Origin of the sequence: Pseudomonas sp. SG20052 (genome assembly GCF_031766055.1) — a bacterium.
Classification (GTDB): domain Bacteria; phylum Pseudomonadota; class Gammaproteobacteria; order Pseudomonadales; family Pseudomonadaceae; genus Aquipseudomonas; species Aquipseudomonas mandelii.
Map to the genome: position 1 here is coordinate 5,878,553 of NZ_CP134498.1, position 11,847 is coordinate 5,890,399.

Below are 11,847 nucleotides of genomic sequence, written 5' to 3' on the forward strand. Positions count from 1 at the left end.
ATTTAAAGTGTACTACCCAGTTAGTTTTGCGTGCGATTATCGAACACAATGGCCCTTGGCGAATTGACGATTTTTCGTCCACTGCCCAACATCGACGACACATTGAGCCCGGTCACACACATCGGTCTCGATGACCAAAGACTCAGAACACCACATAAAAATAATCGGTGGCCTACATGACTCCTTCTCAAAGCTCTCCCGTGGAGCGTTCCTCCATGACTCCTGCCAGCGGCGGTATCGGCGACAAGATTCGCGGCGCCATGGCGGTCGGCAAGACCCGTTGGGGCATGCTGGCATTGGTGTTTTTTGCCACCACGCTCAACTACATCGACCGCGCTGCACTGGGCGTCATGCAGCCTATCCTCGCCAAGGAGATGAGCTGGACGGCGATGGACTACGCCAACATCAACTTCTGGTTCCAGGTCGGCTACGCCATCGGTTTCGTGCTGCAAGGCCGGTTGATCGATCGGGTCGGCGTGAAGCGCGTGTTCTTCTGCGCAGTGTTGCTCTGGAGCCTGGCGACCGGCGCCCACGGCCTGGCCACGTCGGCGGTCGGCTTCATGGTCTGCCGGTTCATCCTCGGTTTGACCGAAGCCGCCAACTACCCGGCTTGCGTGAAAACCACGCGCTTGTGGTTCCCGGCCGGCGAGCGCGCCGTGGCCACCGGCATCTTCAACGCCGGCACCAACGTCGGCGCAATGTTCACGCCGATGCTGCTGCCGCTGATCCTGCACGTGTGGGGCTGGCAAGCCGCGTTCCTGTGCATGGCGTCACTGGGCGGGATCTGGTTGCTGTTCTGGGGTTTGAAGTACTTCAACCCGGAAGACCATCCGAGCGTCAAACAATCGGAACTGGACTACATCCAGAAGGAAGTCGAGCCGGAGCAGACCCGTGTACCGTTCTCGAAAATCCTGCGCATGCGTGGCACCTGGGCCTTCGCCCTCGCCTACTCCATCACCGCACCGGTGTTCTGGTTCTACCTGTACTGGCTGCCGCCGTTTCTCAATCAGCAATACAACCTGGGGATCAACGTGACCCAGATGGGTATCCCGCTGATCATCATCTACCTGACTGCAGACTTCGGCAGCGTCGGCGGCGGGATCCTGTCCTCGCTCCTGATCGGCCGCGGCATGAATCCGATCAAGGCGCGCCTGTTGTCCATGTTCCTGTTCGCCTGCTGCATCGTCGGCGTAATCATGGCGGCGGGTTCGAGCAGTCTGTGGGTCGCGGTGTTCGCCATCTCTCTGGCCATCGGTGCGCACCAAGCCTGGACCGCCAACATCTGGAGCCTGGTGATGGACTACACGCCTAAACACATGATGAGTACGGTATTTGGCTTCGGCGGCATGTGCGCAGCCATCGGCGGTATGTTCATGACTCAGTTGGTCGGCCACATCCTGACGGTCACCAACAACAACTACACCGTGCTGTTCACCCTGATTCCGGCGATGTACTTCATTGCCCTGACCTGGATGTACTTCATGGCACCGCGCAAGATTCCTACTGTCACCGAGTAAAGTCCCCTCCCTTGGCAGGCCTGGTTCCAGGCCTGCCTGTTTGATTTTCCTACCGACGACTCTGTTGCCACGCCGCCGCCAACCCGCTGCAGCAAATCACCGCGATCCCGATCACTGTGGTCAGGGTCGGTGTGTGGGAGAACAGCAGCCAGCCCAGCAAACCGGCAAAGACGATCTGGCAGTAACCGAACGGCGCCAACAACGCGGGCGCGGCGTGGCGGAAGGCCTGAGTCAGAAACAAATGCGCGGTCATACCGCAGGTCCCCAGCGCCACCATCATGAAACCATGCCCCAGTGTCGGCACTTGCCAGAAGAACGGCACCAGCGCGCTCATCACCAGGGTGTTGCACAAGCCGGCGAAGAAGTTGCTGGTGGTCGGGCTGTCGATGTTGCTGAGCTTGCGAGTGAGCAACTGATAAAAGCAGAAAAACAGCGCTGAACAGAGCGGCAGCAACACCGCCGGCGTGAACAGATCGCCACCGGGGTGGACGATGATCAATACGCCGACAAACCCGCAAATCACCGCGATCCATTGGCCACGTGTCACGCGCTCCCCCAACAGCGGCACCGAGAGCGCAGTCACCAGAACCGGCGCAAGAAAGTTGACCGCCGTCGCTTCAGCCAACGGGATGTACTGCAGGCCGGTGGTAAAAAACAAACTGGTGCCCAACAGGCACAACGCCCTCACCAACTGCAGCATCGGTCGTTTGGTCCGTAGGACGCGCAACCCGGACTGCGGCAGAAAAATCCCGGCCATCAACAAGGTGTGCACCACATAACGAGCCCAGACCACCATCACGATCGGATAGAAGCCCGAGAGGTATTTCGAAAAAGCGTCATGGCTGGAAAACAGGAAAGTGGCGACGACAATCAGCAAAATCCCTTTGAAGGGCTGGTTAACGCCGGAGAGCGGAGTGCTGGCGGTCATGGGTTTCCCTTGAGAAGTGAAACGTGTCTCGGGCGGCGAGCTCCAATAATTTAGAACCTGGTTCCAGATTCCAACACAAGCTTCAGCCGAAAGTGTTCGAATACCGCACAGTTTCACGATCAATAAAAATCAACCGTGGGAGTGAGCCTGCTCGCGATGGCGGACTGACATTCAACATTTGAGCTATTTGAAAGTTCACTTTCGCGAGCAGGCTCGCTCCCCATAAATTAGCTGAACAACTCCGACGCCAGACTCGCCGCCGCCAGTTCCTCGGTATACCTCAACAACAGCGGCGCCAATTCATGCAACCGCGCCCCCGGCATCCGCGCACTCGGTCCGGCGATGCTCAGCACACCGATCACACGACCCTCGCTCGGGTGCCGCACCACCGCCGCGATCGCCGAGGTGCCCACCGCCGAGCTTTCCTCGACCCAGGCATAGCCCTGCTCCCGTGCCAAACGCAGACGCTCGAGCAGTTCAATGTTGGATCGCGGAGCATTCGGCCCGAGGTCTTTTGGCTGCTCGCCGCCCTGGCGCTCAACCAGCGACAACGCTTCGGCATCGCTCATGCACGCCAGCCACGCATGGCCCGACGCGGTATAAAACAACGGCGCATCGCGACCCATTTCCGGGTCGTAGCGCAGGCCGGAACGGGCCCCCTGGGACTTGGCAATCCAGATCTGCCGCTCGCCTTCAATCACCCCCAAACGCACCAACTCCCCGGTGTCCTGGGCCAGGCGATCCAGCACTGGCTGAACGATATCGGCGCCGCTGCCCGACAAATAACGAAACCCCATCGCCACCAGTTTGGTGGACAAGTGATACCGCAGGTTCTCCGGATTCTGCCGCACATAACCCAACCTGATCAGTTCCGCGAGCAGGCGGTGAGTTGCGCTTTTCGGGATATCCAGTTGCTCCGCGAGCATCTGCATCGGCAAACCGCGAGGGTCACTGGTGAGACTTTCGAGCACATTGAAGACACGTTCGATCTGACTGCCGGCCATGGGAGGTTCCACCTACAATTTGCCTGATTCTAGAAGATGAACCCTGTAATGCGAAATCTGGAACCCGATGCTCGACAGACCCGCGGGTCGCCCGTTCGATAAAAATCCGCGCCCTGACGGAATTCAATGGGTGATCCATGTTCCTACAGTCAGCGATTCTTCCGGCCAGTGAACGAAATGCCGGACAGCCGGACTGGCGCCGCCCCCCCACACCAGCAACACTCATCACCACGGACAATCAGAGGATTCCCACATGCTATGGAAAAAAGGCCGACGCAGCGACAACGTGGTCGACGCCCGTGGTGATGATGCCGGCAGCGGTGGCGGTGGGATGCGTTTTGGTGGCGGCAAAGGCCTGAGCCTGACCGCGATCATCCTGATTGTGGGGATCGGCTGGCTCACCGGCCAGGACCCGATGCAAATCCTCGGGCAACTGACCGGACAAATGACCGAGCAATCGGCACCGGCCACCAACCAGAGCCGCAAGGCGCCGCCGGCCAACGATGAAGGGGCCGAATTCGTGCGCTCGATCCTCGGCGATACCGAAGACACCTGGGGCCAGATTTTCCAGCAGGCCGGTCGGCAGTATAAAAACCCGACGCTGGTGCTGTTCAGCAACCGGGTTAATTCGGCCTGTGGTCTGGCGACATCGGCGACCGGACCGTTCTATTGCCCCGCCGACCAGAAGGTCTACTTGGACATGGCTTTTTTCCAGGAAATGTCACAACGCTTTTCCGCGGCCGGTGACTTCGCTCAGGCCTACGTGATCGCTCATGAAGTCGGACACCACGTTCAGACATTGCTCGGCGTTTCCGCGAAAATTCAGACAGCTCGCCAGCAAGGCCGGCAGATGGAAGGTGATGGCGGCTTGTTGGTGCGTCAGGAGTTGCAGGCCGATTGCCTGGCCGGTGTCTGGGCCAACAATGCGCAGCAGCGTCTGAACTGGCTGGAACCGGGTGACATCGAAGAAGCCTTGAACGCGGCCAACGCCATCGGCGATGACCGTTTGCAACAACAGGGGCAGGGTCGGGTGGTACCGGACTCGTTTACCCACGGCACATCGGCGCAAAGGGTGCGCTGGTTCAAAACCGGATTTGCGCAAGGCCAGGTGGGCCAGTGCGATACCTTTGCGGCGAAAAACCTTTAAATGAATAAGTGGTTGTTGATGTTGTTGTTCACCTGCGCGAGCACCCAGGCTGCGGAGCAAGGCGTCAAAGAGCTCAGCCCCGGGCGGTTGTTGTTGAAAGAAGGTGAGATGGCGGTGAGCCTCGGCCCGGCGCCCGCGAAAATCGAACGCGTGCTGATCATCATCCATGGTCGTCTGCGCAACGCTGAAACCTATCGCCAGAGCGCCGAGCGCGCAGCGGAACTGGCCGGGCAAAGTGCAAGCACCCTGGTGATCGCGCCGCAATTCCTCAACGAAACCGACATCGCACTTCATCCTGTGGCAGACACGGTGTTGCGCTGGCAGGGCAATGACTGGATGGCAGGAGGTTTATCCACCGCTCCTTTTGCGCTGAGTTCCTTTGCAGCCCTCGATCAAATCATCGAGCGAGTCGGCGACCATCGACAGTTTCCGGACGTGAAGCAAATCATCCTCGCCGGCCACTCCGGTGGCGCTCAGGTGGTGCAGCGATATGCGTTGCTGGCCCGCGAGCAACCGGCCTTGACGGCCGCCGGCGTGAAGCTTCGCTACGTGGTCGCCAACCCTTCGTCCTATGCGTATTTCAATGAGCAGCGGCCAGTGGCGTTCAACCATGCGGCGTGCCCCGGTTTCAATCGCTGGAAATACGGGCTGATGGATTTACCGGTATATGCCAGTGGGCAAACGGCACCACAGATTGAAGGAAATTACGTCAAACGGGACGTGACTTATCTGCTCGGGCAGCAAGACACCGACCCGCAGCATCCGGCGCTGGACAAAAGTTGCGAGGCCGAAGCCCAAGGAGCCTATCGTCTGGTTCGCGGGAAGAATTTTTTCAATTACCTGCTGCGTCGTAATCCGAAAGGGGTGAATCAGCGGCTGGTTGAAGTGCCGGGGGTCGGGCATAACGGGGATGGGATGCTGACGTCACCGGAGGGGCAGAAGGTATTGTTTGGTCAGTGAGTTTGTATGGCCTGATCTGACGTCTTCGCGGGCAAGCCTCGCTCCTGCAAGGGCAGCGCGCCCCACTGTAGGAGCGAGGCTTGCCGGCGAAGAAGCCCTCAAGCCGAAAGCATCTCCCGCAACACCGCACAATCCGCCGCATGCCAATCCGTCAGCTCCGGCCAAGGGTTATCCGGCAGATTCACCAACACCGTCCGCGCCCCCGCCGCTCGGCCGCAATCCAGATCAAAGCGGTAATCACCGACCATCACCATCTCGCTCGCCGGCACGTGCCAGGCCTCGGCCAGTTTCAATAAACCACCGGGATGCGGTTTAGCCGGTGCTTCATCACGCCCCAGCACATCCTCCACGGCAAAACAGTCAGCCAGGCCGATCGCTTCCAGGGTTACGTGCGCCAGCTCCCGGGCATTGCGCGTGAGAATGCCAAGACGATAACCGCGCCCGGCCAACTCCCGCACCAGCTCCACCGCACCCGGCGCCGGTTTCGAACCCAGCGCCAAGTCCCGTTCGTGCTCCAGCAGCCAAGCATGCTTGGCGGCCGCTTCATCGGCCGGCAGCGCCGCGAGGTGGGTCAGGATGTCGTCTTCGGCGGGAATCGCCAACGCCACGCGGATCGCCGCGAAGTCATGCACGGCCACCGTCAGGGTGCCGTCCATGTCGAACACCCAGTGCCGCACCTCGGCCAGGCTCATGCCCAATCCTTGCGGTGACGGATCAAGCCTTCCTGAGTCACCGAAGCCACCAGTTGACCGGCGCGGTTGAACACGCTGCCGCGGGAGAAACCACGAGAATTACCGGCCCATGGGCTGTCCATTGCGTACAGCAACCAGTCATCGGCGCGCAGATCGGCATGGAACCACAGCGCATGATCGAGGCTGGCGACTTGCATGTCTTTCTGCCAGACCGATTTGCCATGGGGCTGCATCGAGGTGGTCAGCAGACCGAAGTCCGAGGCGTAGGCCAGCAGGTATTTGTGCAACGCCGGAGAGTCGGCCAAAGCACCGTCGGCGCGAAACCAGACGTACTTGACCGGATCGGACGGTTGCGGGTTGTAGGGATCTTTCTCGGTGATCGGTCGGAATTCGATCGGCTTGGGGCACAGAAATTTCTCGCGCATGTGCTCAGGGATCAGGTGCGCACGCTGCTGGGTGAGTTCCAGTTCCGAGGGCAGGTTTTCCGGGCCGACCACGGTCGGCATCTCGGCCTGATGCTCGAAGCCTTTTTCGTCGTACTGGAACGAGGCGCTGCAGGTAAAGATCGGGTTGCCTTTCTGGATCGCCGTCACCCGACGCGTGCTGAAACTGCCGCCATCACGCACCCGGTCAACCTGATACACCACAGGCAACGCGGAATCGCCCGGGCGCAGGAAATAACCGTGCATCGAATGCACATGGCGCGCTTCTTCGACTGTCTGACTGGCCGCCGACAACGACTGACCGATCACCTGACCGCCGAACAACTGACGAAAACCCAGGTCCTGACTGCGGCCACGAAACAGGTTTTCTTCGATCGGTTCCAGGGTCAGCAAATCGACCAGATCATCCAACACTTGGCTCATTCAGACTCTCCTCACACAAAGCTTGCCGCGCAGTCTTGGCTGCGGCGGTCGATTCAGTTTATGGCCAGGGCCCATGGCAGCCATTGTAAACGTCCGTGACTGCTTATCCATGCAAGGTTTGCAGCCATTGTTCACGGGAGATGCGATACAGCACATGGTGACGCAGGGGATGATCGGCCGCGAGCTTGGGATGGTCAAAGTCATCGGCTGAATCATGGTGCATGCCGATCGCCTGCATGACTTTTTCCGAAGGCAGGTTGTCTTTGGCGGTAAACGACACGACTTCTTGCAGCGCCAACCGATCAAAGCCGCAGCGCAGAGCGGTCCACGCCGCCTCACTGGCATAACCCAAGCCCCAATGCTCGCGCGCCAGGCGCCAGCCGATTTCGGTCGCAGGGGTGAACGGCGCATCGAAACCAACCACACCGAGGCCGGTGAAACCGATGAATGCCCCGGTGTCCTTGCGCTCCAGCGCCCAGAGACCAAAGCCATGTTCGGCAAAATGCCCGCGAATCCGCCCGATCAGCGACGCACTTTCCAGACGACTTAAAGGCGCCGGAAAATATCGCATCACCTGTGGATCGGCGCACATCGCCGCAAACTCCGGCAAATCCTCATCGCGCCACTGCCGCAACAGCAGTCGTGCGCTCTCGAGTTCCAGTATCGGCTCCATCTTTGCTCCCCTTTCCATGCCGCAAGTCTACAACGCTGGTAGGATCCTTCACTCATTCCTACCTGAATTCGTTATGCCGCTGCCGCTGATCTACCACGAAGACTACAGCCCCGAATTCCCGGCGGATCACCGCTTTCCCATGGACAAATTTCGCCTGCTGCGCGATCACTTGGTGGACAGCGGCCTGACCCGGGACGCCGACCTGCTGCGCCCGGAGCTCTGCCCCCCGGAGATTCTCGCCCTCGCCCATGACGCTGCCTATATCGAACGCTACATGAGCGGCGAGTTGTCCCGCGAAGACCAGCGGCGCCTCGGCCTGCCCTGGAGCGAAGCGCTGGCCCGACGCACCGTGCGGGCGGTCGGCGGATCGTTGCTTGCGGCAGAACAGGCGCTGGAACATGGGCTGGCCTGTCATTTGGCCGGAGGCACCCATCACGCGCATTACGACTATCCGGCGGGTTTCTGCATCTTCAATGACCTGGCGGTGATCAGCCATTTCCTGCTGGAAAGCGGCCGTGTGAATCGGGTGCTGATCTTCGATTGCGACGTGCACCAGGGCGACGGGACTGCACGGATTCTGCACAACACCCCGGAGGCCGTGACTGTTTCCCTGCACTGCGAAAAGAATTTTCCTGCACGCAAGGCTGAAAGCGACTGGGACATCCCGTTGCCCAAAGGCATGGGCGATGCCGATTACCTGAAGGTGGTGGATGACGCGCTGAATTATTTGCTACCGCTCTACCAACCGGATCTGGTGTTGTATGACGCCGGCGTCGACGTGCACAAGGACGACGCCCTCGGTTACCTGAAGCTGACCGACGAAGGCGTGGCCGCTCGCGATGAAAGCGTGATGCGCCACTGCCTGGGTCGGGATATTCCGGTGGTAGGAGTGATTGGCGGCGGCTACAGCAAGGACCGCCAGGCCCTGGCGCGCCGCCACGGCATCCTGCATCACAGCGCGCAACGGGTCTGGCAGTCATCAGGGTGTCATTGAGGTGTGAGTCTTTACCCACAATGCCTGTGGAACTGCCTGTGGATAACCTGAGTGAAAGGGTCTGCAGGCCATGCTTCATATAGCATGCAGAGCACTGGTTGTTTTTTGATCACTATTTTATGAACACCCCGGAACCAATGTGGGAGCGAGCCTGCTCGCGATGAGTCCATCACATCCAACATCGATGTCGACTGACCCACCGCCATCGCGAGCAGGCTCACTCCCACAGGGATCTGTGCTGATAGAATGCCCGGCTTATTCCGCCGAACCGCAGCGCACTCCATGACCCAGCCCTCGACCTCCTCCCCTTCTCACGTCGCCATCATCGGCGGCGGCCCCGCCGGTCTGATGGCGGCCGAAGTGCTGAGCCAGGCCGGGATCAAGGTCGACCTGTACGACGGCATGCCGTCGGTGGGGCGAAAATTCCTGCTGGCCGGTGTCGGCGGCATGAACATCACCCATTCCGAAGCCTACCCGGCGTTTCTCTCGCGCTATGCCGAACGCGCGCCGCAGATTGCCCCGCTGCTTCGCTCATTCGGCGCTGATGCGTTGTGCCAGTGGATTCATGACCTGGGCATCGAAACCTTCGTCGGCAGCTCCGGCCGGGTGTTTCCGACCGACATGAAAGCCGCACCCCTGCTGCGCGCCTGGCTCAAGCGTCTGCGCGAGGCCGGCGTCGTTATCCACACCCGCCACCGCTGGCTCGGCTGGGATGACCATGGTGGGTTACGCATCGACAGCCCCGATGGCGAAACCATCATCAAGCCCGACGCCACCTTGCTGGCCCTCGGCGGAGGCAGCTGGTCACGCCTTGGTTCGGACGGCGCGTGGATGCTGCCATTGGAGCAGCGAGGCGTAGGACTGATGCCGTTGCAACCGAGCAATTGCGGCTTCGAGGTGCAGGCCTGGAGCGAGTTGATGGTCAGCAAATTTGCTGGCGCGCCGCTGAAGAACATCGCCATCGGCCTCAATGACGACGTGCCGCGCTTGGGCGAATGCGTGATCACCGCGACCGGGATCGAAGGCAGCTTGATCTACGCCCTCTCGGCACCGATTCGCGAGGCCATCAATCAGCACGGCTCCGCCACCGTTCATCTTGACCTGTTGCCGGGCCGGCCTGTGGATAAAGTTCAGGCGGCGCTGAGCAAACCCCGTGGCTCCCGCTCCATGTCCAAACACCTGCACAGCCAGCTCGGGATCGATGGGGTGAAAGCGGCGTTGCTACGCGAACTCACACCGGCCGAAAGCTTTGCTGATCCGGCGTTGCTGGCCAGGGCGATCAAGGCGTTGCCCCTGATGCTGGTTAAAACCCGTCCACTGGACGAGGCCATCAGCAGCGCCGGAGGCGTGATGTTCGAGTCGATGGATGAACGGCTGATGCTCAAGCAATTGCCTGGGGTGTTCTGCGCGGGGGAAATGCTCGATTGGGAAGCGCCGACCGGCGGCTATCTGCTGACCGCGTGTTTCGCCAGTGGGCGTGCGGCGGGTTTGGGGATGGTGGAGTGGTTGAAGCGCAAGGCTTGAAACCGAGGCGCGCCCTTCGCGGGCAAGCCTCGCTCCTACGGATGATCATTCCCACGCTCTGCGTGGGAATGCCTCTTCGGACGCTCCGCGTTCGGCTTTGAAGGGACGCGGAGCGCCCCGGGCTGCATTCCCACGCAGAGCGTGGGAACGATCTTTACGAGATCAAGGCTTCTTCTTACGCGGCCCAGTGTTAAACACCGGCACTTTGCGCACAGGCTTGATCGAAGGCTCCGGCGCCGAAGCATCCCCACTCTCGACCCACTTACCCAGATTGCGTTTACCGCCACCGGAGGTCTTCGGCTTCTTCGGTTTTTTCGGCTTCTTGACGACCTGACCGCTGGCGTCGGTATCCGGCACCCGGTGCTCAGGTTCGAAGTCATGTTCCATCTGCCGTGGCAATGTCTGACGGGTCAACGTCTCGATGGCCGACAGCAGATTCACTTCATCGGCACACACCAGCGAAATGGCCTGCCCGCTTGCACCCGCGCGACCGGTACGACCGATCCGGTGGATGTAGTCCTCCGCCACGATCGGCAGGTCGAAGTTGACCACCAATGGCAAATCTTCGATATCCAGACCACGGGCCGCAACGTCGGTGGCCACAAGAATCTGCACTTCACTGGCCTTGAACCGGTCCAGCGCACGCTGACGGGTTGCCTGCGGTTTGTCGCCGTGGATGCCGTCGGCATTGATGCCCAGGCCCTGGAGTTTTTCCACCAGCGCGTCCACACCATTGCGGGTCTTGGCGAACACCAGCACCTGCTTCCACTTGCCCTTGCGCATCAAGTGAACGAACAGTTCAGGCTTGCGCTTCTTGTCCACCACCACGACCCACTGCTTGACGGTGCTGGCAGCGACGTTGCGCGGGCTGACTTCGATGCTCAGCGGATCGTTGAGCATTTGTCCAGCCAGCAAGCGGATCGCGTCGGAGAACGTCGCGGAGAACAGCAGCGTCTGACGTTGCTTGGGCAGCACGCGATAGATATTCCCCAGCTCCTCGGAGAAACCCAGATCAAGCATGCGATCGGCTTCGTCCAGAATCAGGGTTTGCAGCTGATTGAACTTGAGGGCCTTCTGGCGATACAGATCGAGCAAACGACCCGGCGTCGCCACCAGCACGTCAACACCCTTGCGCAGCTTCATCATTTGCGGGTTGATGCTGACGCCGCCGTACACGGCATAAGTGCTCAACGGCAGGTTCTCGGCGTACTGACGCACGGCTTCGTGAACCTGTTCGGCCAGTTCGCGGGTCGGCACCAGGATCAGTGCGCGCACCGAGTTAGACGCCACTTTCGGCCCTTCCATGGCCAACAATTGCAGGAGCGGCAGCGCGAAGCCGGCGGTCTTGCCAGTGCCGGTCTGGGCGGCGGCCATCAGGTCGCGACCGGCCAGCACCGCCGGAATGGCTTGCGCCTGAACCGGCGTCGGGGTCTGGTAGCCGAGCGTCTCGAGAGAGCGCAGCAAGGGTTCGATCAGGCCAAGGGTGGCGAAAGTCATGGGATTACCGTAGGAAAATTCAGCGCGGGTTTTTCAAAACAAGTG

The 11,847-nt window shown here is 60.4% G+C and carries 11 protein-coding genes; 5 read left to right on the forward strand and 6 right to left on the reverse strand.

The window, feature by feature from the left end; translation table 11 throughout:
- Positions 1-215: 215 nt before the first annotated feature.
- The gene (locus tag RHP74_RS27050; RefSeq protein ID WP_010467439.1) at positions 216-1,517 is read left to right on the forward strand and encodes an MFS transporter; all 1,302 of its coding nucleotides are present in this window, start codon (positions 216-218) and stop codon (positions 1,515-1,517) included.
- Positions 1,518-1,566: 49 nt separating this feature from the next.
- Here the strand turns inward: RHP74_RS27050 and RHP74_RS27055 are convergent, their stop codons facing one another.
- Together RHP74_RS27055 and RHP74_RS27060 are read right to left on the reverse strand one after the other, a co-directional pair.
- On the reverse strand, positions 1,567-2,445 hold the full coding sequence (locus RHP74_RS27055) for a DMT family transporter (protein ID WP_010467437.1): 879 nt from the start codon (positions 2,443-2,445) through the stop codon (positions 1,567-1,569).
- Positions 2,446-2,672: 227 nt separating this feature from the next.
- The gene (locus RHP74_RS27060) at positions 2,673-3,449 is read right to left on the reverse strand and encodes an IclR family transcriptional regulator (protein WP_010467435.1); all 777 of its coding nucleotides are present in this window, start codon (positions 3,447-3,449) and stop codon (positions 2,673-2,675) included.
- Positions 3,450-3,702: 253 nt separating this feature from the next.
- Between RHP74_RS27060 and RHP74_RS27065 the strand changes: the two genes are divergently transcribed.
- Both RHP74_RS27065 and RHP74_RS27070 read left to right on the forward strand, forming a co-directional pair.
- Entirely contained in the window at positions 3,703-4,596 is an 894-nt protein-coding gene (locus RHP74_RS27065) for a neutral zinc metallopeptidase (RefSeq protein WP_077749423.1), read from the forward strand.
- Positions 4,597-5,556, forward strand: coding sequence for an alpha/beta fold hydrolase (locus tag RHP74_RS27070; protein ID WP_311096710.1), 960 nt, complete (start codon positions 4,597-4,599; stop codon positions 5,554-5,556). It abuts the gene before it with no gap.
- 98 nt (positions 5,557-5,654) lie between these two features.
- Here the strand turns inward: RHP74_RS27070 and RHP74_RS27075 are convergent, their stop codons facing one another.
- The 3 genes from RHP74_RS27075 to RHP74_RS27085 all read right to left on the reverse strand — a co-directional run bounded on the left by RHP74_RS27075 (position 5,655) and on the right by RHP74_RS27085 (position 7,787).
- The gene (locus RHP74_RS27075; protein WP_311096711.1) at positions 5,655-6,248 is read right to left on the reverse strand and encodes an HAD family hydrolase; all 594 of its coding nucleotides are present in this window, start codon (positions 6,246-6,248) and stop codon (positions 5,655-5,657) included.
- The gene (gene tesB, locus RHP74_RS27080) at positions 6,245-7,114 is read right to left on the reverse strand and encodes an acyl-CoA thioesterase II (RefSeq protein WP_311096712.1); all 870 of its coding nucleotides are present in this window, start codon (positions 7,112-7,114) and stop codon (positions 6,245-6,247) included. Before tesB ends, RHP74_RS27075 begins: the two co-directional genes overlap by 4 nt.
- A gap of 103 nt (positions 7,115-7,217) precedes the next feature.
- Positions 7,218-7,787, reverse strand: coding sequence for a GNAT family N-acetyltransferase (locus RHP74_RS27085; protein WP_010467427.1), 570 nt, complete (start codon positions 7,785-7,787; stop codon positions 7,218-7,220).
- A gap of 73 nt (positions 7,788-7,860) precedes the next feature.
- Between RHP74_RS27085 and RHP74_RS27090 the strand changes: the two genes are divergently transcribed.
- On the forward strand, positions 7,861-8,781 hold the full coding sequence (locus RHP74_RS27090) for a histone deacetylase (protein ID WP_010467425.1): 921 nt from the start codon (positions 7,861-7,863) through the stop codon (positions 8,779-8,781).
- Between the two features lie 282 nt (positions 8,782-9,063).
- On the forward strand, positions 9,064-10,305 hold the full coding sequence (locus tag RHP74_RS27095) for a TIGR03862 family flavoprotein (RefSeq protein WP_174604227.1): 1,242 nt from the start codon (positions 9,064-9,066) through the stop codon (positions 10,303-10,305).
- A 162-nt stretch (positions 10,306-10,467) separates the two neighbouring features.
- Here the strand turns inward: RHP74_RS27095 and RHP74_RS27100 are convergent, their stop codons facing one another.
- Positions 10,468-11,802, reverse strand: coding sequence for a DEAD/DEAH box helicase (locus RHP74_RS27100; protein ID WP_077749917.1), 1,335 nt, complete (start codon positions 11,800-11,802; stop codon positions 10,468-10,470).
- Between the last annotated feature and the right edge of the window lie 45 nt (positions 11,803-11,847).

Coding starts and splice junctions, on each gene's coding strand:
- RHP74_RS27050 (WP_010467439.1), top strand. CDS start 216: ATGACTCCTGCCAGCGGCGGTATCGGCGACAAGATTCGCGGCGCCATG.
- RHP74_RS27055 (WP_010467437.1), bottom strand. CDS start 2,445: ATGACCGCCAGCACTCCGCTCTCCGGCGTTAACCAGCCCTTCAAAGGG.
- RHP74_RS27060 (WP_010467435.1), bottom strand. CDS start 3,449: ATGGCCGGCAGTCAGATCGAACGTGTCTTCAATGTGCTCGAAAGTCTC.
- RHP74_RS27065 (WP_077749423.1), top strand. CDS start 3,703: ATGCTATGGAAAAAAGGCCGACGCAGCGACAACGTGGTCGACGCCCGT.
- RHP74_RS27070 (WP_311096710.1), top strand. CDS start 4,597: ATGAATAAGTGGTTGTTGATGTTGTTGTTCACCTGCGCGAGCACCCAG.
- RHP74_RS27075 (WP_311096711.1), bottom strand. CDS start 6,248: ATGAGCCTGGCCGAGGTGCGGCACTGGGTGTTCGACATGGACGGCACC.
- tesB (WP_311096712.1), bottom strand. CDS start 7,114: ATGAGCCAAGTGTTGGATGATCTGGTCGATTTGCTGACCCTGGAACCG.
- RHP74_RS27085 (WP_010467427.1), bottom strand. CDS start 7,787: ATGGAGCCGATACTGGAACTCGAGAGCGCACGACTGCTGTTGCGGCAG.
- RHP74_RS27090 (WP_010467425.1), top strand. CDS start 7,861: ATGCCGCTGCCGCTGATCTACCACGAAGACTACAGCCCCGAATTCCCG.
- RHP74_RS27095 (WP_174604227.1), top strand. CDS start 9,064: ATGACCCAGCCCTCGACCTCCTCCCCTTCTCACGTCGCCATCATCGGC.
- RHP74_RS27100 (WP_077749917.1), bottom strand. CDS start 11,802: ATGACTTTCGCCACCCTTGGCCTGATCGAACCCTTGCTGCGCTCTCTC.